The following is a 19,726-nucleotide window of genomic DNA, read 5'->3' as shown; positions in this document are numbered from 1 at the left end:
GGTCCGCCTCGTGGTGCCGGGCGCGCGCACCGGACCGGCGGCCGGCCTGGCCACCTGGCCGGGGAGCGCTGGATCGCCGGCTGCGAGCGGTGCACGGCCTACCTGGTGCGGGCCTGCGCCGACGCCGGGTTCGCGCCCGACATCCGGCACGGCACCGACGACTACGTGGCGACCCAGGCGCTGGTGGCGCGGGGGCTGGGCGTGGCGCTGCTGCCCGGACTGGCCCTGGCCGCGTTCCGCCACCCGGAGGTGGCGGTGCGCGACGTGCCGGGGCTGCGTCCGCGCGCGCTGCACGCCTTCCACCACCGCGAGGCCGACCAGATCCCGGCCGTGGGCGCCGCCGTGCGGGCGCTGCGCGACGCCCGCCGCGCCGAGGGGGCGTCCGCATCCGGCCACACCGTGACCGCGCGGTCGTGAGGCGGCCGGGAAACCCCACCACAGCACCACCGCGCGGGCACCGGGCGGCGCCACGGCCCGCCGCCGCGCGGATTCCCGGCGGTCGACGGGCGCGGCGCGGTCGGCCATAATCGCCGTACTCCGACGGATTCCGGCATACCGAACCGGCGACGGCCCCGCCCCGCCCGCCCGTACCCGCGCCGCCGCGCGTCCCCCACCCGCCGAGCGACAGGGGCCATCGTCCATGCCCGAACGAGCCCGCCCGTGGACCGTCCTCAAGCACGCGGCGTCCCTGATGACCGGCCGCCGCGAGGTCGAACTGTACGGCACCGCCCTGCTCGCGGTGGCCGTCCCGGCGCTGATGGCCGGCGCGATGGGCCTGCTCCTGGTGGTGCGGGAGGGCGACGACGCGGGCCTGCCCTTCGCGCTGCGCTGCCTGGTGGTCGGCGCCGTCACGGCGGCCGCCAGCCTCGCGCTGCGCGCCTACTACCGGCGCGCCTACGAGAGCGGCGGCGCCGGCCGGGAGCGGGGGCAGGGCCAGGACTCCGGCCCGGGGCCTGACCAGGGGCGGGGGTGACCCGCCCGCGCGGTCGTCAGTCGGCGACGGCCTGCTCCAGCAGTTCCAGCAGGTGGTGGTAGGGCTCGCCGGTGGCGCGCGACAGGCCGATCTCGCAGGTGCGGTTGACCGAGGCGTGCGCGGCGCACCCGGCGGCGGCGACCGTCGCGGCCTCGGCGCGGGTGGCCGACGCGGTGAGTTCGGGGTGCAGCAGGCCGCGGTCGCCGGCGAACGCGCAGCACTGCCAGTCGACGGGCACCACCACCCGCTCGGCGACGGCCTCGGCGATCGCGGTGATGGCGGGGTCCAGCCCGATCCGGGTGGCCGAGCACGTGGGGTGCAGGGCCAGCGAGGGCAGGCGGCGGCGCACCGCGAGCCGGGGCAGGATGTGCTCGGCGGTGAAGGCGACCGCGTCGACCACCTCGGCGCCGGCGTCCTCGGCGAAGCGGTGGAAGCCCTCGGTGCAGGACGCGGCGTCGCTGACGACGGGGATGCGGCCCCGCTCGGTGGCCTCGGACAGGGCCGCCGCCACCCGGCGGCGCATGGCCGCGTACCCCTCGGCGTAGCCCTTGGACGACCACGGCGTGCCGCAGCACAGGCCCGCCACCTGCTCGGGCACCCGCAGCCGCACCCCGGCGCGCTCGGCCAGGCGCCCGAACGCCGCCATCACGCCCGGCCCGCCCTCGGCCGGGGCGAACAGCGTGTTCAGGCACGAGGGGACGTAGACGGCGTCGGCCTCGGCCCTGGGCACGGGGCGGCGCCGCCGCCCGCCGCGCGGCAGGTCGGGGCTCCACTGGGGCACGGCCTCGGCGCCGGCCACCGCGCGGGCCGCGCGGCTGGCGGACTCCGGCAGGGCGTCCGGGGCGACGGCGGCGGTGTCCAGGGCGAGGTTCATCGCCCGGGTCACCCCGTCCCAGTGCCGCGCGGCGGTGGTCCAGCCCCGCTGGGCGGCGCGGCCGTGGCGCTCGGCGCGCAGCCGCTTGGTCAGCTCGCCGGTGTTGATCTGCACCGGGCAGGCGGTGGCGCACATGCCGTCCACCGCGCAGGTGTCCACCGCGTCGTAGCCGTACTCCCGCTCCAGTTGCCGGGCCAGTTCGTGGTCGCCGGCGGCCTGGGCGGCGGCCAGTTCCCGGCGCAGCACGATGCGCTGGCGCGGCGTGGTGGTCAGGTCGCGGCTGGGGCACACGGGTTCGCAGTAGCCGCACTCCACGCACCGGTCCACCTCGGGCTCCACGGCGGGGGCGACCTTGAGGTCGCGCAGGTGGGCCTGGGGGTCGTCGCTGAGGACGACGCCGGGGTTGAGCGCGCCGCCGGGGTCGCACAGCCGCTTGACCTCGGTCATCACCGCGTACAGTTCGTCGCCGTACTGGCGGCGCACGAAGGGCGCCATGACGCGGCCGGTGCCGTGCTCGGCCTTGAGGGTGCCGCCCCGGTCGAGGACGGCGGCGACCATGTCCTCGGTGAAGTCGGCGTAGCGCCGCACGTCGGTGGCGAAGTGCTCGTTGAGCATGAAGTGCAGGTTGCCGTCCTTGGCGTGGCCGAAGATCACGCTGTGCTCGTAGCGGTGGCGGGCGAACAGCGCGGTGAGGTCGCCGCACAGGCCGGCCAGTTCGGGCACGGGCACGGCGACGTCCTCCAGCAGGGCGGTGGTGCCGCTGGGCCGCGCGCCGGCCACCGACGCGTACAGCCCCTTGCGGATGTGCCACAGCGCGGCACGGGCGGCGGAGTCCCGGCTCAAGCGCGCGGGCGCGGCCAGGCGCAGGTCGGCGAAGACTTTCTCGGCGGCGCGTTCGCGCTCGGCCAGCGCCTCGGAGTCGGCCTCCTGCCACTCCACCAGCAGCGCGGCGTGCTCGGCGACGGTGAGCGAGCGCAGCACGTCGCCGGCCTTGGGGTCGGCCTGGGCCACGCGCAGGGACTCGGCGTCGAGGAGTTCGACGGCGGCGGGTTGGGCCGCCACCAGGCGCGGCATGGCGTCCATGGCCGCGCGCAGGGTGGGGAAGACGAGCAGGACGGTGGCGGCCAGGGGGTGGGCGGGGACCGTGCGCAGCACCGCCTCGGCCACGAACCCGAGCGTGCCCTCGCTGCCGACCGCCAGGTGGGCCAGGATCTGGGCGGGGGACTCGTGGTCCAGGAAGCTGTTGAGGCCGTAGCCCATGGTGTTCTTCAGAGCGAACTGGGTGCAGATGCGGTGCACGGAGTCGGGGTTGTCGCGGATGCGGTCGCGCAGCCGCTCCAGGCCGGCGGCGAGGTCGGGCTCCAGCGCGCGCAGGCGGGCGTCGGCGTCGGGCGCGGCGGTGTCCACGACGGTGCCGCTGGCCAGCACCAGGGTCAGCGACTCCAGGGTCCGGTAGGTGTTGGCGTGGGTGCCGCAGGTCATGCCGCTGGAGTTGTTGGCGACCACGCCGCCGATGGTGCACGCCGACTCGCTGGCGGGGTCGGGGCCGAGCTTGCGGCCGTAGGGGGCCAGGCGGGCGTTGACCTGGCGCAGGACCGCGCCGGGCTGCACGCGCACGCGGGCGCCGCCGTCGAGCACCTCGATGGAGCGGAAGTGGCGGCGGGTGTCCACGAGCAGGTGCCCGCTGACGGCCTGCCCGCTGAGGCTGGTGCCGCCGGAGCGGAAGGTCAGGGGCAGGCCGGCGCGCATGAGGGCGGCGACCTGGTCGGTGTCGCGCGGCACGAGGACGGCCTGGGGGGTGAGCAGGTAGTGCGAGGCGTCGTGGGCCATGCCGAGCCGGTCGCTCACCCGCGTCCGGGCGATGCCGGGGACGGCCGCCTCGACGGCGGACAGGACGGCGCGGTCCGGCGATTCGATCACGTGCTGCTCCCCCTCGGTGGTGTGGGCGCGGGCCGGGCCGGACCACCGGAGGCACCCGGGCGGACCGGGGCGGCCGTGAGCGGCCGTGGGCGGCGGTGCCCGGAGCGCCAGGTCACGCGGGTGAGGATACTCGTGCGGGCACCGGCCGACGCGGAGGACCCGCCCTGGAGGGGCCGCGTGGGCGGGGAGGTCGGTCGTTCGGGGGCGCGCGCCGGGGGGGGTTGAGGGCGTCAGGGGCTCCCGGGGTTAGGTGCTCGCCGGGTTGCGGGCGCCCGGGTTCACAAGTTCACCCCGGCCCGAACGGGCCGCCGGGCTTCCAGCCCTCCTCGGCGAGGGCGCGCACGCCGGGGTGCGCGCGGGCGTGGCGCTCGGGGCGGGGCGCCAGGCGGCGCCAGGGGATCCGGTGTTGTCGGATGCCCAGCCACAGGCCCAGCCAGGCCAGCGTCCAGATCCAGGGGTAGACGATCTGCCAGGAGTCGGCCCACGGTTCGCCGCCGAGGTAGGAGCCCGTCATCAGCAGCGTGGGCAGGACGGTGACCACGGCGGAACCCGCGAGGATCCACCGCGTGACCCGTTCGACGCCGTGCCCGAAACCGCACCGCTCGCACCGGGGAATGTTCACCCACGCCTGTTCCCAGCGCGCGTGCACCGCCACGAGGAGGGGCGTGTACTGGGCGTTCCGGTACATGTCGAAACGCAGGAATCGGCCACCGCGAATCGGAGTGGAGCAGAACCAGCACTCGACGGCGTTCATGGGAAGAGAATAGCGACGGCGTTTCCGGAGAACGGAATGCTGAAACCGTCCGGACAAACAGGGCGGGACCACAAGGAAAAACGTCCGGACAAACGGTGCGGGACCACAAGGAAAGCGGGCGCGCAATGGGCGGGGGCCGTGTGAGGGCCGTGGGGGGGGGGGGGGGGGGGGGGGGCGGGCCCCCCCCCCCCCCCCCCGCCGGGGGGGGGGGCGTTGTGGGGCCGGGGGGTGGCGCCCCCGGCGGCCGCCCCCCCCCCCCCACGGCTAGGAGCGCGTGAGGCGGCGAACCCTCCGCCGCCAGGTCACCGCTCGCACCACAGCATGCTGCCGTCGTAGGAGATGAGGGAGCTGTCCACCCACCCGGCGACGCCGGTGCGGACGTTGCGCACATAGGTCCACCGGTCGCCGTGGCGGTTGACGGTGTAGCAGTGGTAGTCGAGGCGGTCGCCGCGCTGGGCCTGGCCGTTGGAGGGGCAGGTGACGCCCGAGCCGGTGCGCATGTTGAGGCCGTCGGTCCGGGGATAGCCGACCACGCTGTCGTAATCGGTGGGAGCGGACGTGCCGCAGGGGTAGTGCAGGAGGCTGACGTCGGCGGGAGGTTCGGCGGGAGCCCCCGCGCCGGACGCGGCGGGGGAGGCGGACGCGGACGGCGCCGCGACCGCCAGCAGGGCGGTGGCCAGGGCGAGGACGGCGGCCGGGGCCAGGGCGGCGGCCGGGCGGGTGAGGCCGAAGGCGGGCACGGTTCCTCCAGGGGGACCGGGGCGAAGAAGGGCGCCTCCAGCACAGCACTGATCGGCGCGCGCTGCCTGAGGTCGAACCCGCCTCTTGTTCCGCGCGCCCGATGCTGGTAACGGCCCGGCGGCCGGGCCGCGGCGGCCCGGGTGTGGGGCGCCGCGCCCGGGCGTTCCCGGGCGCGGCGCGGTCGGGGCCGTCAGACCCACGGATCGGTCAGACCCACTGGACGAGTTGCCAGATGAGCCCGTTGGGGTCGGCGAACTGGCAGAAGCGCTCGCCCCACGGCTCGGTCTCGGGCTCGGTGACCACCTGCGCGCCGGCGGCGGCGATGCGGGCGAACTCGGCGTCGAGGTCCTCGACGACGAACACGATCAGCATCCCCTGCCCGGCGGGGCCGGCGATGGAGGCGGGCTTGAAGGTGCCCAGGCCGGTGCGCAGGAAGATCAGGTTGAGAGCGGCGTGGGGGTGGGCCAGGGAGACGAAGCCGTCGTCCGACATCGCCTCGGTGAACCCGAAGTGCTCCTTGGCGAAGGAGGCGGACGCCGCGACGTCGGGGACGTTCAGGGACAGGGCGGTGGCGGTGGTCTTCAGGGGAGCCTCCCGGGATCGCAAAACTATGTACGATGTACAAGGTAACAGACGGCTCGGGTATTCCCGACATCGAAGGAGATTTTTCGTGGCGCGCGATCTGATCGACCTGCTGTGGCGCGACCATCCCGACGCCCCGCGCGGCGGGGCGCGCGGCCCCCGCGCGCGGGTGACGACCTCGCAGGTGGTGGACGCCGCGGTCGCCCTGGCCGACACCGAGGGCCTGGCGGCGGTGACCGCGCGGCGCCTGGCGGGCGACCTCGGGCTGTCCACGATGTCGCTGTACACCCACGTGGGCTCGCGCGACGACCTGCTGGTGCTGATGGCCGACGCCGTCCACGCCGCCGCGCCGCGCCCGCCCCACACCGAGGACGACTGGCGCGCGCGGGTGCGCCGGGTCGCCGAGGCGAACCTGGCCCTGCACACCGCCCACCCGTGGCTGCTGGAGGTGACCGACCAGCGCACGGCCCTGGGGCCGGGCACCATCGCCAAGTACGACCACGAGCTGCACGCCCTGGACCCCATGGGGCTCTCCGACGTCGACCGCGACGCCGCGCTGACCTTCGTCCTGGACTTCGCCCGCGCGGCAGCCCGCGCCCGGCGCCCCGACCCCCACGCCGCCCGGATGGCGGAGTCCTGGCCCGAGACGGGCCGCCGCCTGGCCGCCTACCTCGGCGCGGACCACCCCCTGGCCCAGCGGGTGGGCGCGGCGGCGGGCGCGGCCAACAACGCCGCCTACAACCCCGAGGCCGCCTGGCGCTTCGGCCTGGCCCGGGTGGTGGCCGCCCTGGCACCCCTCACCGAGTAGCGCGCCGACCTTCCGTGGGGGACGCAACAGCGGCCCCGCATACGCGCACCCGGACACGCGCCTTAGCCTGTGAGCGGCGGATACCGGTTAATGGCGGCAAATGGCCGCATATTCGGCGTGCATATCCGCATTCCCCTGCCTTTCACCGCCCCAGGCCGAGCGAATCCGAGGAACAGCGTGAGTATCAGTCCCCGTGTCACAGCGGTCGCCTTCCGCGTGGTGGCGATCATCGAGGCCCTGACCTGGATCGGCCTGCTTGCGGGCATGTACGTCAAGTACCTGGGCAGCCGCAGCGAGGCGGGCGTGGAGTTCTTCGGCCCGCTGCACGGCGGCGCCTTCATCGTCTACGTGGCCGTCACCCTGGCGGCGGCCGTCCACCTGCGCTGGAACGTGTGGTCGACGCTGCTGGCCCTCGCGGCGTCCGTCCCGCCCCTGGGCACCCTCGCCGCCGACTGGTGGCTGCACCGCACCGGCCGCCTCGCGCCCGCCCGCCGCACCCCCGAGCCCGCGTCCGAACCCGTGGCCTGACCCCGGTCCGGACCGCGCGGTCCGGACCGGGGCCGGAAGCCGCTGCCGTGGTGCTCAGTCCACGGCGGCGGCGAACATGCCCGGCTCGTAGGCGCCCGCCGGGGTGCGGACGATCACGTTCATGCGGTTGGCGGCGTTCATCATGGCGATGCCGACGATCAGGGTGCCGAGCTGGTCGTCGTCGAAGTGCTCGCGGGCCTTGGCCCACGTCTCGTCGGAGACGCCCTCGTGGGCGTCGGCCAGGCGGGTGCCCTCCTCGGCGAGCGCCAGGGCGGCGCGCTCGGCCTCGGTGAACACCGTGGCCTCGCGCCAGACGGCGACCAGGTTCAGGCGCAGCGCCGTCTCCCCGGAGGCCGCCGCCTCCTTGGTGTGGATGTCGACGCACATCGCGCAGCCGTTGATCTGGCTGACGCGCAGCCGGACCAACTCCTGCGTGAGCCTCGGCAGCGTCGACTGATCCAAGAGCATCCCGGCGCCGTGCAGCCGCTTCATGAACTTCGCGGCGGTGGGGCTGTCGAACAGGTTGAAACGGGACTCCATGGCGTGGTCCTCACTGGTCGTGTTTACGTGCCGCCCACAAGATGCCGACGGGCCGGACCCTGTGACAGGGCCGCGTTGTGGCGCAGGACACACGGCGGCCGGGGGAGGAACCCCCGCCCGAGGTGTCACAGAACGGCGGTGAGCGGTGTCTGATGGGGGACACCGCCGAGAGCGAGAAGGAGCCGGCATGGCCGCCACGTCGTCGCCGCCACCATCACCGTCGTCGCCGACCCCGACCCCGACCCCGCCCCCGAGTCCCACCGCGACCGCGACCCCGCCGCGCTCGGCGTTCACGCCCGCGACCGAGGCGTTCACCGCCCACCGCAACCTGCTCTTCACGGTCGCCTACGAGATGCTCGGCTCGGCCGCCGACGCCGAGGACGTCCTCCAGGAGACGTGGCTGAAGTGGGCGGGCGTCGACCTCGGCGAGGTGCGCGACCAGCGGGCCTACCTCGTGCGGATCACCACGCGCCAGGCGCTGCTCCGGCTGCGCACGCTCGGCCGCCGCCGGGAGACCTACGTCGGCCCCTGGCTGCCCGAGCCGCTGCTGACCGCGCCCGACGCGGCAAAGGACGTCGAACTGGCCGACAGCCTCTCCACGGCGATGCTGCTGGTGCTGGAGACGCTGGGGCCGGTCGAGCGGGCGGTGTTCGTGCTGCGGGAGGTGTTCGAGTTCGAGTACGGCGAGATCGCGCGGGCCGTGGACAAGACCTCCGCCGCCGTCCGCCAGATCGCCCACCGGGCGCGGGCGCACGTGGCGGCGCGCCGGCCGCGCGGCGCGGTGTCCCCGGCGCAGACGCGCGGCGCACTGGCGGCGTTCCAGCGGGCGGTGGAGACCGGCGACGTGCAGGGGCTGCTCGACCTGCTGGCGCCCGACGTGGTCCTGGTGGGCGACGGCGGCGGAGTCAAGCAGGCCCTTCCCCGGGCCGTGTCCGGCGCCGACAAGGTGGCCCGCCTGCTGGAGATGAGCATGCTGCGGCTCCCGGCCGGGGTGTCGGTGGAGCCGGCGCAGGTCAACGGCTGCCCCGCGCTGGTGCTCCGGGTCGGCGGGGCGGTCGACAGCGTGGTGTCGGCGCGCGTCGAGGACGGGCTCGTCACCGGCCTCTACGTGGTGCGCAACCCCGAGAAGCTGTCGTGGGTCGACCGGGAGACCGCCGTCACCCGCTGAGCGCGAAGGAGGCCGCGCGCGGGCGGACCCTCCCCCAGGTATTGCCTCCGCCGCCGACGGGCCGCACGGCCCGCCGGCGGCTGCGGTCTGCCCGCCGCCTGCCCGGCGCCGCCCGTTCCGCCCCCCTCCCTCGCTTCCGTCACTCCTCACCCGGCGTGCCGTGCACCGAGGGGTCGTCATGCCGGTACGATGAAAACGGTTATCGTTTTCACCATTCCCCGCGACAGGCACGGGAGGCAGACCATGACCTCGACACCTCGGCGGTCGGGCGGGCGCAGGACGCCGTCCCGGTTCGCCAACCCCCTGGGCGACCTCGACTACGTCGACTACAAGGACACCGACCTGCTGCGCCGGTTCATCTCCGACCGGGGCAAGATCCGCAGCCGCCGGGTCACCCGCGTCACGGCGCGCCAGCAGCGGCTCATCGCGCGAGCCATCAAGAACGCCCGCGAGATGGCGCTGCTGCCCTACCCCTCCGCGCCGCCGCCGCGCGGGCGGTCCTGACCCGCGCGGCACCTGCTTCCCCGCCGCTTCCGGGTCTCCTCCTCACCCCCTGAGAGACCCGTGCGCACCTGTGAGCCCACTGAAAGGAATCCGCATGTCCCGCATCTGCCAGGTGACCGGAAAGGCACCCGCCTTCGGCAACGCCGTCTCCCACTCCCACCGCCGCACCCGGCGGCGGTTCAACCCCAACATCCAGCGCAAGCGCTACTGGCTGCCCAGCGAGAACCGCTACGTCCGGCTGACCGTCAGCACCAAAGGCATGAAGGTGATCGACGCACGCGGCATCGAGCGCGTCGTCGCCGACATCCGCGCGCGAGGGGAGCGGGTCTGACATGGCCAAGACCAGCAAAATCGCCCGCAACGAGCACCGCAAGCGCGTCGTCGCCCGCTACGCCGAGCGGCGGGCCGAACTCAAGCGGATCATCAAGAACCCCCGCACCACCCCCGAGGAGCGCGCCGAAGCCGTGGTGGCCCTCCAGCGTCAGCCCCGCGACGCCAGCGCCACCCGGGTGCGCAACCGCGACGCCGTCGACGGCCGGCCCCGGGGCCACCTGCGGCGGTTCGGGCTCTCGCGCATCCGCTTCCGCGAGATGGCCCATCGCGGCGAACTGCCCGGAGTGACCAAGTCCAGTTGGTGACCCCGCCGCCGCGACCCCGCCCGGCGGGCGGCCCATCCGCGCGGCGGGCGCCCCGCCCCGACCACCTCAGCCGAGGAGACCCATGGCACGCGACCGAGCACGTCCCATCATCAAGCTGGCCTCCACCGCCGGCACGGGCTACATCTACGTGACCCGCAAGAACCGCCGCAACACCCCCGACCGGCTGGTGCTGCGCAAGTACGACCCGGTGGTGCGCCGCCACGTGGAGTTCCGCGAGCAGCGCTGAGCGCCCGCCGCGAACCCCGCGAACCCCGCGAACCACCGCGCCCGCGCGCTCACCGCGCCCGCGCGCCCGCATGCCACCGCCGCCCGCAGCCGACCCGAAAGGACACCGCCATGCGCCCCGGCATCCACCCGCCCTACAACCCGGTCGTCTTCCGCGACCGCGCCGCCGGATTCGCCTTCCTCACCCGCTCCACCGCCACCAGCGACACCACGATCGAGTGGGAGGACGGCAACACCTACCCCGTCATCGACGTCGAGATCTCCTCGGCGAGCCACCCCTTCTACACCGGGCAGAGCCGCGTGGTCGACACCGCCGGCCGCGTCGAGCGCTTCAAGCGCCGCTACTCCCGCCCCCAGTGACCGGCGTCCGCCGCCGGTAACCGACCTCCGACAGAACAGGAGACACCGCCATGGCAGTGCCCAAGCAGCGCAAACCCAGGTCGAGCACCCGCAAGCGCCGGTCCGCCTGGAAGGCCGAACGCCCCGAACTCGCCACGATCCAGCTCGACGGGCGCACGGTCCGGGTGCCCTACCGACTGGTCCCGGCCTACCGGCGCGGGCTGCTGCCGCCGCCCGAGCGGGGCTGAGCACGGCGGCGAGCGCAGCGGCGCGGGGGAGGGCGTAGGCGAGCGGGCGGCCGTACGGCGCCGTGACCGGCAGGCGTGGGCGGAACCGCCCACGCCTTCGCCGTGTGCGCGGGTGCGTGGATCGCGGGCGCCGGTCGGCGCCCGTCGACCGGCGCCCGGCGTTCGCGGATGCGGGAAGGACACGCGGCTCGCCGGGGGAGAGCGGGCGAGGGGCGGGCGAGGAACGGAAAACGCCGGCGGGCACTGCGGTCGGTTCCGCGCGGAAGGCGAAAAGCGGTCGCCCATGATCGGGAACTTTTCCGGCCCCGCATCCGACCACTGCCGTGACAGCCGTATCCACGCTCGCCGACCCGGCGGCCGACACAGAACGGATGGGGACCCCCATGCCCATCGCCGAATCCGAACAGCCGCCTCCGCCCGCGTCCTCCGCGTCTCCCCCGTCCGACCCGGCCCCCGCGTCACCGTGGGCGCTGCTGCGGGCGCTCCTGCTGCGCACGCACTTCTACGCGGGCGTCCTGGTGGCCCCGTTCATCCTGGTCGCCGCCGTCAGCGGCCTGCTCTACGTCTGGACACCGCAGATCGAGGAGCTGGTCTACGACCGCGAACTGCACGTCGCCCGGGTGGGTGAGGAGCCGCTGCCGCTGGAGCGGCAGGTGGCGGCCGCCCAGGAGGCGCTGCCCGAGGGCACGCTCGCCGCCGTCCGGCCCGGCGCCGGCGCCGAGGACACCACGCGGGTGCTCTTCGACCTCGACGGCCTCGGCGAGAGCCACCGCCAGGCCGTGTTCGTGGACCCCTACACCGCCGAGGTGCGCGGTGAGCTGACCTCCTACGGCAGCAGCGGCGCGCTTCCGGTGCGCACCTGGATCGACCTGCTGCACCGCAACCTGCACCTGGGCGACACCGGCCGGCTCTACAGCGAACTGGCCGCCAGTTGGCTGTGGGTGATCGCGGCCGGCGGCGCCGTGCTGTGGGTGGCGCGCGCCCGCGCCCGGCGCCGCGTGCGCGGCGTGCTGCTCCCTCAGCCGCGCGCCCACGGGCTGCGGCGGGTGCTGTCCTTCCACGGCTCGATCGGGGTGTGGGCGCTGGCCGGACTGCTGTTCATGTCGGCCACCGGCCTGACGTGGTCCCAGTACGCCGGCGGCAACGTCACCGCTCTGCGCGCCGCGCTGGCCTGGGAGACCCCGGCGGTGTCGACGGCCTTGGCCGACCACGCCCCGGCGGGCGGGGACCACGGGGAACACGGAGAGCTCTCCGGCGAGGGACACGCCGAGCACGGCCACTCCGGCGGCGCCCACTCCGCTGAGGGATTCACGGCGGACGCCGACCACGCCGGTCACGCCGGCCACGCCGAGGGCGGCGCCCACCACACCGGAGACGGGGAGCACGGCCGCGCCGAACCGCCGGCCGAAACCGGTGCCGGCATCGACCGGGTCCTCGCGGCGGCCCGCGCCGCCGACATCGACGGCCCCGTCGAACTGGTCGTGCCCACGGCCGAGGGCACCGCCTACACCGTCACCGAACTGGACAAGCTGTGGCCCACCCGCGTGGACGCCGCAGCGGTCGACCCGGCCACCGCCGAGGTCGTGGACGTGGTCCGCTTCGCCGACTACCCGCTGATGGCCAAGCTCAGCCGCTGGGGCATCGACGCCCACATGGGCCTCCTCTTCGGGGTCCCCAACCAACTGCTGCTGACCGCCCTGATGCTGGGCCTCATCACCATGCTGGTCCTGGGCTACCGCATGTGGTGGCTCCGCCGCCCGTCCCAAAGCGCCTCCTGGCCCCTGGGCCGGCCCCCGGCGCGGGGCTCGTGGTGGGCGCTGCCCTGGCCGTGGAAGATCGTCGTCGCCGCGACCGCCGCGGCCATCGGCGTCTTCCTCCCGGTCCTGGGCGTCTCCCTCCTCGCCTTCCTCGCCCTCGACCTGGCCCTGGGCGCCCGAGCGGCCCGCACCCGATTGCGCACCCCGGGTCGGCCGCCCGGCCCCGCCTCACAGCGGCGCCGGGCGGCCCAGCGGCGCCGGCCCACCGGCCGGCGCCGCTGCGCGGCGGTCGGAGAAGGCGAAGGCGTCGGCTCGGGGGCATCAGCCCCGGCCGGGCTCCTCGTCCGGCGGCTCGGGGACCCCAGGCTGCCGGGGCCGCTCGGGCCGCTCGCCCGGTGCGTCCGCGCGGCCGTACTCCGCCGGCCCGTACCCCTCCGGCGCGGCACCCCGGTCTCCGCCCTGGCGGTCCTCGCGATCCTGGCTGCCATCGCGGCCCTGCGGTGGCTGTGCCTCGGGGGCCGTGGGCGCGGAGCCGGCACCGGGGCCGTCCTGCGCGGGTGTGCTCCCCGGTGCCATCGGGCCGAACCAGCCCTCGGGGCCGGTGGTCCAGCCGCGCTCGGGCGGTGCGGGACGTCCCGCTCCCGCGCCGCCGTCGGCGGGGTACTGCGCCACGGTTCCGCCCGGCTCGGCCTGCGGTGCCGGACGCCCGTTGGGGGAGCCGTTGGGGGAAGGGCCGTCGTCGGCGGGGAAGTCCGGCCACGGGCGGTCCGGGCCGGCACCGGTCCGGCGGTCGGGAGGCGGCGGCCCGGTCGTCTCCTCGCCCGGGGCGGCCCGATCCTCGTCCGAGGGGGTCCGGTCCTCCTCCGGCATCGCGGCGGCTCCGGTGTCGGCCGCGCCCGGGACGGGTTTGAGCCGCTCCGCCAGGTCCACGCGACCGGCTTCCTTGAGCATCTCCGCGGCGACGTGGACGGCCACCGGCCGGTCCATCCTTCCGCCCGGCCCGCTCAGCAGGTAGATGAAGGCTTCGGCGGCACGCTCGGGCACGTCGTCCGCCGCGTCCGCCTCCCCGCCACCACCGCCGGCGCCACCGCCACCGCCACCTCCGCCGCCCGGCTCGGGCGCCGCTTCGGCGCACGCCCCGGCGGCGGCACCGCCGAGGCGGTCGTCCCCGAAGAGGGTGGCCTGCCCGTTCCCGCCGCCGGTGTGCGCGCCGGCCTGCCACGCACCGGGCCACCCGGTCCCGGGCGCCTCCGCCCCGCCGCCCTCGCCCGCGAGGTCGCGGTAGAGCCGGGGGATCTCGGTCCCGCTGGCCGCCGCCGAGAGCAGCGACAGGGTGCCGATCTCGTTCGCGGTCTCGTGGATGCGGTCGGGGTCGCGGGACAGCCACCACAGCACGGCCTGACCGGGATCGGAGAGCATGTCGCTGCGCAGGTAGTCCCGCAGGCTCCGCTCGGCCGCCCGTTCCAGTTTCCGGATCTCCTCGTCCTTGCGGAAGTCGCGGATCCGCTTCAGCCGCGCGGCGTCCTCCTCGCGCAGCTCCAGCCGCACCTCCTCGGCCCAGACCTCGCTCCCGTCCGCGCCGCTGCGCGCGGGCTCGCCCAGCTCGGCGGCCAGGCGGTGGCCCGTCACCGCGAACTCCTCGGGCGGCTCGCGCCGGGTGAGTCCGGCCGCCCGCTCCACCACCAGCGTCTTGGCGCGGCCGTCGGCGCCGGGGCGGGTGTCCCGGTCCGGATACCAGTTGACCACCGCCGACAGCAGGACGTCGTACTCCGGGTGGGCGCTGGGGAGGGGCACCTTGGTGAGGTGGGTCCGCCGGGGGGTGCGCGGCTCCTCGGGCTCCTCGTGCGCGGCGGGCATGGGCGGCGGCGGGTCGTCGGTGGTCCACGTGGTGCCCGACAGCGGGCCGCCGCCGAAGGCCGGCTCCTCTCGGCGCCACAGCAGCAGCGCGCCTCCCGCCAGCGCCAGGAGCAGCGTGAGCCAGAGCAGGCCCCACCAGGCCGCCGCCACGGCCACGACGGCGCTCGCCCCGGCGCCCGCCAGCGCGACCACCGCGGGGATGCGCGTGTCCGGAATCGTCATCGGGGGTCCTTCCTCGCGTCGGCGCGGTCGCGGGAGCGCGGGGCCAGGCCCCGCAGGACGCGCAGCCGCGCCGTGAACGTCTCGGCGGTCTCGCGGCGCCGCTCCTGCGGCGGGCCGCTCTCCGAGGTCACCTTGGCCTCCGCCGCGTCCTCCGCTGCCTTCTCGGCGAAGCGGAGGGCGGTGGAGTACGCCTCCATCCAGCGCCCGGCGGCCACGGCCGCGACGGCGACGGACTCAAGGCGGTCGGGAAGCGGGCGGTCGCCGCCGGGCGGAGGCGGCGCCGCCCTGCGGCCGTGGGTGGAGGCGGCCAGCCACCGCTCGGTGTGCCGGCGCGCCTCCGCCGGGTCGTCGGCCATCGCCTCCGCCAGGGCGGCGCGCTCGTGCCGGCTGGGGGAGGCGGCGATCGGCGGCCCGAGGCGGTGGAGCAGGTCCGGCTCGGTGGCCCGCCACAGCAGGTCGCGGTCGGCCGCGTACAGCCGGGCGCCGTTGCGGCGGGCGTCGACCATGCGGTTGGCGAGCACGTGGACGAGCGTGCGGTGCATCGCGGCGTCGCCGTTCGCGAGGCCGACCAGCGTTGCCGCGGCCTGCTCGGCGACGCGTGGGCGCCGGTGGCGCGTCAGGTGGCGCAGCCGCACCACCGCCTGCTCGGGGTGGGTCAGGGCGAGCGTCCGCTCGCACACCACGATCAGCACCTCCGCGAGGGGGACGGCCAGGTCGGCGTCCCGGGACCATTCGCGCAGGCGTACGCGGGCCGGGAAGGCTGCCTTCTCGTCGCCAAGCATCATCTCCAGGACGCCCAGCATGAGGTCGGAGTGGCAGTGGCCGGCCCGCCGCGCCTCGGCCCGCCAGTCCTCGGCGACCAGCAGCAATTGCTTGGGCTCGCGGGTACGGAGCACCTGCTCGGCGAACCGCTGGCCCAGGGCGGCGAGCGCCGAGGAGTCCAGGGCGGTGGCGGGCGACCGCCGGCTCCGGGAGCACTCCTCGACCCACCGCCGGAACGTGGCGTGCTGGTCGGGGAACTCGTCCCAGAAGCGGTTGCGCACGGCCGCGTCGTAGTTCAGCCCGGTGAAGGCGAACGACCGGTCCCGACGCACCTCCACGCCGAGGTCCTGGAGCTGCTTGATGAACCCCTGCCGCGCCAGGCGCGGGGGCTGGTCCGGCTCCTCGGGCGGCGCGGCGGCGGCGATGAGCTGCTCCGCCGCCTCGAAGGCCGCGTCGGTGGAGTAGCCGTGCAGCATGGCCGCGGTGAGGAGGACGGCGCGCTGCCGCAGGCCGGCGTTCCGCTCGATGCTGTCGCCCACCTTGGCGGCCCAGTGCCCGTCCTCGCCGGCCGCCTGGCGCAGCAGTTCGGCCAGGTCGGCGCCGCCGGCGGACGGGTTCTGCTCGCGGTGCCGGGCGACGAGGTCGGCGATGTGGGCCGCCTCGTCGGCGGCGGACCGCTCCAGGCGCGCCCGCATGTCGGCCGCGGCGAGGACGTCGGGGGCCACCTCGACGCGGTGGTAGGCCAGATGGCGGCGCAGCACCTCCACCGGGTCGGGGCGCCCGATGCGCAGCACGGGGGCGGGGAATGCCTCCCGCAGGGCCGCCTCCTGCTCCGTGGCGACCACCACGACCAGCCGGCCGCGGCACCGGGCCACGCGGTCGCGGTAGGAGGCCAGTTCGGCGGCGACGCGGGCGAACCGCTCGGAGTCGGCCGAGGACAGGTCGAGCAGCAGCGGTTCGCCCTCCTCGACGGAGTCCTCGTCCAGGTGGGGAGGCTCCTCGTCGCTGTCGGGCAGGACCCGGATCGGCCCGGTCTCCCGGCGGCCCTCCTGGAGCAGCCGGATCGCCGCCGCCCGGCGGCCGCTGCCCTGGCCGCCGGAGAGGACGACGGCGGTGCCGCCGGTCCGCGCGGAGGCGGTGAATCCCGGGGGAGGGACGAAGCACGCCAGCACCCGCTCGATCTCCTCGGTGGTCACCCGGCCCGCCGCGCGGGCGCGCGGGCGGTGCGGGGTGAGCGCCTGGATCTCTTTCAGCGCGTCCGTCAGCGTGTAGTAGTTGTTGATGTACTGGTCGCCGTCGCCGGAGTGCACCGGACCCCGCAGGTCGGCGGCGACCGTCCGGGCGCCGCCGCTGACCGTGCCGATCCCGCCGCCGGGGTCTGCGGCCCAGGGCGGCTCCGGCGCCTCCGGTGTCACCGGGAGTCCTCTCGCTCGGCGGGGTCCGTGGTGTCGGGGGAGTCGGCGCGGCGGCGGGGTCGGGCGGGGCGCTCGGGGTTGTTGTGCTGGTCGCCGCGCCCGGTGTGCACGGGGCCGTGCGCGCCGGTGATCACGGTGCCGACGTCGCCGCTGATGTCGCCCACCCCGCCGCGGCGGTAGCGGTTGTCCACCCGGTCGCCGCCGTGCAGGTCCCCGTTGACGGTGCCGGCCTGGATGCTGCGGCCCGAGACGGAACCCGTCCGGTTGACGGTGCCGCCCCGGTCGGCGGAGGCGGCGGCCCGGTCGGGTGTGCCGGAAGGGCCGGAAGGGCCGGTCCCGGGACGCGGCTTCCCCGCGCCGGCCGCCGGGCCGTCCTGCGGGGGCTGCTCCGGCCGCGCCTCGGCGCCGGCGGTGCCCGAGGCGGGCGAGGGGCGCGGGATGTAGAGGTAGCCCTCGTCGCGGTACTCCTTGGCGGGGATGTCGGCCTGCACCGGGCGGAAGTGGCGCGGGTTCAGCCCCACGTAGCCGCCCAGCACGGCGTCCTCGTAGACGCGGCGCGAGATGATGGCGCTGACCAGGGTGATGTCGGGCTCGGAGGTGCTCAGCCCGGCCCGCACCGGCGGGGAGTCCAGCAGCCGGTGCGCCTGGGTCATCGCGTGCCCCACGCCGTCGAGGTCGTCGGCGCCCCCGCTGTCGTGCAGGGGGCCGACCTCGATGCTCGCCCGCAGCCGCAGGCGCAGCGCGCGGTCGTGGGCGGCGAGTTCGTCCTGGACGCCCTCCAGCACGTGCTGGATGCTGTCCAGCAGCGGATCGATCAGGAACGGCAGGTACTCGGGCGGGAGGCCGACCAGGTAGCCGTCGCCGGTGTGCTGCGGGAAGCTCGCCGTGCGCCACGCCTCGGCCAGCCCGGCGTGGCTGAAGGAGTCCGCCAGGACGGACCGGATCATGCCGCTGAGGAAGCGCTGGTGCAGCGAGGTCGTCCGACTGTAGCGCTCGGCGTCGACCACCAGGACCGCGCGGTAGGGGGCGAGCGGCGCACTGCGCCGGGTGGGGCGGAACGTCTCGGTCACAACATCACCCTCTTCGGAAACGGGCGGACCCGGCGGGTCCGGCCTGCTCCGACCCTCACGCCCCCGGCGGCGGCGCTGTGTCCGGGATCGGACACATGGCCCGAAGGCGGCGGGAGACCTGCGTCACTCCGCGCCCTCGGCGAGCTTGCGAAGGCGCTCGACGTCCAGGACGGCCACGTAGCGGCGGCCGGTGCGCACCACCCCCAGGGCGCGCAGCCGCGCGAACTCCGCCGCCACCGAGGTCCGCGACAGGCCGACCGAATACCCCAGTTCGCGCTGGGAGAGGCCCAGGCGCAGGGTGACCGCGCGCCGGCCGGCGTCCTGGTCGGGCGCGGCGTCGACCTCGTGGCCGATGAGGGCGCACAGGCGCAGCAGCATCGCCGACAGCCGCTGAGCGGAGGGCAGCGTCATGATCTCCGCACGCATGGACTCGCTCTCGGTCTGGCGCAGGACGGCGTGCTGCCACAGCGCGTCCTCCACGCCGAGCCGGCGGGCCACGTGGCGGAACCGCGCGCTGCTGAGGGTCCGGGTCAGGCACCCGCCCCCCGACGCCGTGACGGTCGCGGTGCGCGGCAGCCCCGACAGCGCCGAGAACTCGCCCAGCGCCTCGCCCGGTCCGCGCAGGGCCAGCAGCACGTGCTCGCCGTCGGGGCGGAGGGCGGTGACCTTGACGGTCCCCTCCACGAGCAGGAAGACGGCGGTGTCGCGGTCGCCCTGGCGCACGATGGTCTGGCCGTCGCCGTAGCCGCGGGTGGCGCCCTCCCTGAGGAAGGTGCTCCACTGGGCGTCCGTCAACCTGCCGCCGAAGCCCTGCCTGCCCAATCCGGCCTCCTCGCGTTCATCGCCCTTCGCGGCGGTTCGTGAGCCGAGCGTCACTGCCACTCTTCCCACCGGCGCGCGCGCCCGCCGAGGCGCGCGGGCGAATGGCCGCATCCGGTCGCCCGCGCGCGGAGGCGGCCGTGCGCAGCGGCGGGGCGGGCGCGGCGCGGAGGCGCGCCGGCCTCACCGCCGGGGGCCGGGAACCGGGGGCGGGCGGGGGGAGTCCTACCCGCCGTAGGCGTGTCGACGGCGACGGAAGGCCGGCAAGGTGGATCCTCTGCTTCCCCTGATCATCATCGGAATGCTCCTCTTCTTCTGCGCCCTGCTCTTCCTCGCGTTCGGGCTGCCGGCGCTCAAGAAGCGGCGCCGGACGCGGGAGCTGTCGGAGTGGGCCGCGCGCAGCGGGTGGGAGTACGCGGAGAAGCGCTCCGACCTCCTCGGCGCCCTCTTCCCGCCGCTGCCGCCGCACCTGCTCGCCTACCACGAGGCGCGGCACGTGCTCTCGGGCACCCACCGGGGCCGGCCGGTGCTGGCCTTCGAGCACGTGGAGCCCAACCACCGCACCGGCCCCGGCGGCTCGCCGGCGATCGTCAACCGTGTCATCGCCGTGCCCACGCCCGGCAGCACGCCGCTGCTGGACATCCGCGACCAGCGGATCGGGCACAAGCTGCTCGACATCATCGGCCTCCACGACTTCGTCGTGGGCCACCCCGGCTTCGACGGCGCCTTCCGGGTGGCCACCTCCCACGAGGGCTTCGCCCGCGCCGTGCTGACCGGCCCGATGATGGAGCGGATCCTGCACACCGCGCCCCGGCGGCCGCTGCGCTTCTGCGGCTCCCACCTGATGACCACGGAGCGCGCCGCGCTCGACCCCGCCGAGATCACCGCGATCGCCGACCAGTTGATCGACCTGCTGGAGCACGTCGACCCGCGGGTGTGGCGCGGCGGCGCGCCCGCGTAG

General features: G+C 75.7%; 21 protein-coding genes and 1 pseudogene. 13 read left to right on the top strand and 9 right to left on the bottom strand.

Annotated features, from left to right (window positions below):
- Window positions 1-54 precede the first annotated feature (54 nt).
- Together LG943_RS05885 and LG943_RS05880 are read left to right on the top strand one after the other, a co-directional pair.
- Window positions 55-417, top strand: coding sequence for a LysR substrate-binding domain-containing protein (locus LG943_RS05885; protein ID WP_270071231.1), 363 nt, complete (start codon window positions 55-57; stop codon window positions 415-417).
- A 223-nt stretch (window positions 418-640) separates the two neighbouring features.
- On the top strand, window positions 641-973 hold the full coding sequence (locus LG943_RS05880; RefSeq protein ID WP_270071153.1) for a hypothetical protein: 333 nt from the start codon (window positions 641-643) through the stop codon (window positions 971-973).
- Between the two features lie 16 nt (window positions 974-989).
- Here LG943_RS05880 and LG943_RS05875 read toward each other — a convergent pair whose 3' ends face one another.
- The 4 genes from LG943_RS05875 to LG943_RS05860 form a co-directional block, all read right to left on the bottom strand.
- The gene (locus LG943_RS05875; RefSeq protein ID WP_270071152.1) at window positions 990-3,767 is read right to left on the bottom strand and encodes an FAD-binding and (Fe-S)-binding domain-containing protein; all 2,778 of its coding nucleotides are present in this window, start codon (window positions 3,765-3,767) and stop codon (window positions 990-992) included.
- A gap of 286 nt (window positions 3,768-4,053) precedes the next feature.
- Window positions 4,054-4,521 (bottom strand): hypothetical protein, encoded by a 468-nt coding sequence (locus LG943_RS05870; protein WP_270071151.1) that lies wholly within the window; start codon window positions 4,519-4,521, stop codon window positions 4,054-4,056.
- 302 nt (window positions 4,522-4,823) lie between these two features.
- Complete coding sequence (locus LG943_RS05865) at window positions 4,824-5,261, bottom strand: SH3 domain-containing protein (RefSeq protein WP_270071150.1); 438 nt, start codon at window positions 5,259-5,261, stop codon at window positions 4,824-4,826.
- A gap of 208 nt (window positions 5,262-5,469) precedes the next feature.
- A complete protein-coding gene (locus tag LG943_RS05860; RefSeq protein ID WP_270071149.1) occupies window positions 5,470-5,868 on the bottom strand; it encodes a VOC family protein in 399 nt (132 codons plus the stop codon).
- A gap of 64 nt (window positions 5,869-5,932) precedes the next feature.
- Here LG943_RS05860 and LG943_RS05855 point away from each other — a divergent pair, with 64 nt between their 5' ends.
- Both LG943_RS05855 and LG943_RS05850 read left to right on the top strand, forming a co-directional pair.
- Entirely contained in the window at window positions 5,933-6,652 is a 720-nt protein-coding gene (locus tag LG943_RS05855) for a TetR/AcrR family transcriptional regulator (RefSeq protein WP_270071148.1), read from the top strand.
- Between the two features lie 177 nt (window positions 6,653-6,829).
- Window positions 6,830-7,180, top strand: coding sequence for a DUF3817 domain-containing protein (locus LG943_RS05850; RefSeq protein WP_270071147.1), 351 nt, complete (start codon window positions 6,830-6,832; stop codon window positions 7,178-7,180).
- 54 nt (window positions 7,181-7,234) lie between these two features.
- Here the strand turns inward: LG943_RS05850 and LG943_RS05845 are convergent, their stop codons facing one another.
- Window positions 7,235-7,720 carry a carboxymuconolactone decarboxylase family protein gene (locus tag LG943_RS05845; RefSeq protein ID WP_270071146.1) on the bottom strand — a complete coding sequence of 162 codons (486 nt, stop codon included), beginning with the start codon at window positions 7,718-7,720 and terminating at the stop codon, window positions 7,235-7,237.
- 187 nt (window positions 7,721-7,907) lie between these two features.
- On the opposite strand from LG943_RS05845, the gene LG943_RS05840 reads away from it, so the two are divergent.
- The 8 genes and pseudogenes from LG943_RS05840 to LG943_RS05805 all read left to right on the top strand — a co-directional run.
- Window positions 7,908-8,888: an RNA polymerase sigma-70 factor gene (locus LG943_RS05840; RefSeq protein WP_270071145.1), complete on the top strand. Its 981-nt coding sequence runs from the start codon at window positions 7,908-7,910 to the stop codon at window positions 8,886-8,888.
- A 243-nt stretch (window positions 8,889-9,131) separates the two neighbouring features.
- Window positions 9,132-9,392, top strand: a complete 261-nt coding sequence (gene rpsR, locus LG943_RS05835) for a 30S ribosomal protein S18 (RefSeq protein ID WP_270071144.1) — start codon at window positions 9,132-9,134, stop codon at window positions 9,390-9,392.
- Between the two features lie 94 nt (window positions 9,393-9,486).
- On the top strand, window positions 9,487-9,723 hold the full coding sequence (gene rpmB / locus LG943_RS05830; protein ID WP_270071143.1) for a 50S ribosomal protein L28: 237 nt from the start codon (window positions 9,487-9,489) through the stop codon (window positions 9,721-9,723).
- A gap of 1 nt (window position 9,724) precedes the next feature.
- Entirely contained in the window at window positions 9,725-10,030 is a 306-nt protein-coding gene (gene rpsN, locus LG943_RS05825) for a 30S ribosomal protein S14 (protein WP_270071142.1), read from the top strand.
- Between the two features lie 82 nt (window positions 10,031-10,112).
- Window positions 10,113-10,277: a 50S ribosomal protein L33 gene (gene rpmG, locus LG943_RS05820; protein ID WP_270071141.1), complete on the top strand. Its 165-nt coding sequence runs from the start codon at window positions 10,113-10,115 to the stop codon at window positions 10,275-10,277.
- Between the two features lie 110 nt (window positions 10,278-10,387).
- Window positions 10,388-10,636 carry a type B 50S ribosomal protein L31 gene (locus tag LG943_RS05815; RefSeq protein WP_270071140.1) on the top strand — a complete coding sequence of 83 codons (249 nt, stop codon included), beginning with the start codon at window positions 10,388-10,390 and terminating at the stop codon, window positions 10,634-10,636.
- A 50-nt stretch (window positions 10,637-10,686) separates the two neighbouring features.
- The gene (rpmF, locus tag LG943_RS05810; protein ID WP_270071139.1) at window positions 10,687-10,863 is read left to right on the top strand and encodes a 50S ribosomal protein L32; all 177 of its coding nucleotides are present in this window, start codon (window positions 10,687-10,689) and stop codon (window positions 10,861-10,863) included.
- A 371-nt stretch (window positions 10,864-11,234) separates the two neighbouring features.
- Window positions 11,235-12,557 (top strand): annotated as a pseudogene (locus tag LG943_RS05805) (PepSY domain-containing protein); the annotation flags it as partial.
- 384 nt (window positions 12,558-12,941) lie between these two features.
- On the opposite strand, the gene LG943_RS05800 reads toward LG943_RS05805, so the two are convergent.
- The 4 genes from LG943_RS05800 to LG943_RS05785 all read right to left on the bottom strand — a co-directional run bounded on the left by LG943_RS05800 (window position 12,942) and on the right by LG943_RS05785 (window position 18,768).
- Window positions 12,942-14,699 carry a hypothetical protein gene (locus LG943_RS05800; protein WP_270071138.1) on the bottom strand — a complete coding sequence of 586 codons (1,758 nt, stop codon included), beginning with the start codon at window positions 14,697-14,699 and terminating at the stop codon, window positions 12,942-12,944.
- The gene (locus LG943_RS05795; RefSeq protein WP_270071137.1) at window positions 14,696-16,876 is read right to left on the bottom strand and encodes a hypothetical protein; all 2,181 of its coding nucleotides are present in this window, start codon (window positions 16,874-16,876) and stop codon (window positions 14,696-14,698) included. Before LG943_RS05795 ends, LG943_RS05800 begins: the two co-directional genes overlap by 4 nt.
- Window positions 16,873-17,946 carry a hypothetical protein gene (locus tag LG943_RS05790; RefSeq protein ID WP_270071136.1) on the bottom strand — a complete coding sequence of 358 codons (1,074 nt, stop codon included), beginning with the start codon at window positions 17,944-17,946 and terminating at the stop codon, window positions 16,873-16,875. The genes LG943_RS05795 and LG943_RS05790 overlap by 4 nt, the downstream gene beginning before the upstream one ends.
- Window positions 17,947-18,069: 123 nt before the next feature.
- The gene (locus tag LG943_RS05785) at window positions 18,070-18,768 is read right to left on the bottom strand and encodes a Crp/Fnr family transcriptional regulator (protein ID WP_270071135.1); all 699 of its coding nucleotides are present in this window, start codon (window positions 18,766-18,768) and stop codon (window positions 18,070-18,072) included.
- A gap of 265 nt (window positions 18,769-19,033) precedes the next feature.
- Between LG943_RS05785 and LG943_RS05780 the strand changes: the two genes are divergently transcribed.
- Window positions 19,034-19,726: a hypothetical protein gene (locus tag LG943_RS05780; protein WP_270071134.1), complete on the top strand. Its 693-nt coding sequence runs from the start codon at window positions 19,034-19,036 to the stop codon at window positions 19,724-19,726.

The organism is Streptomonospora mangrovi (assembly GCF_027604915.1).
GTDB lineage: Bacteria > Actinomycetota > Actinomycetes > Streptosporangiales > Streptosporangiaceae > Streptomonospora > Streptomonospora mangrovi.
Note: the sequence above shows the minus strand (reverse complement) of the source record. Positions and strands in the feature narration are given on the sequence as shown.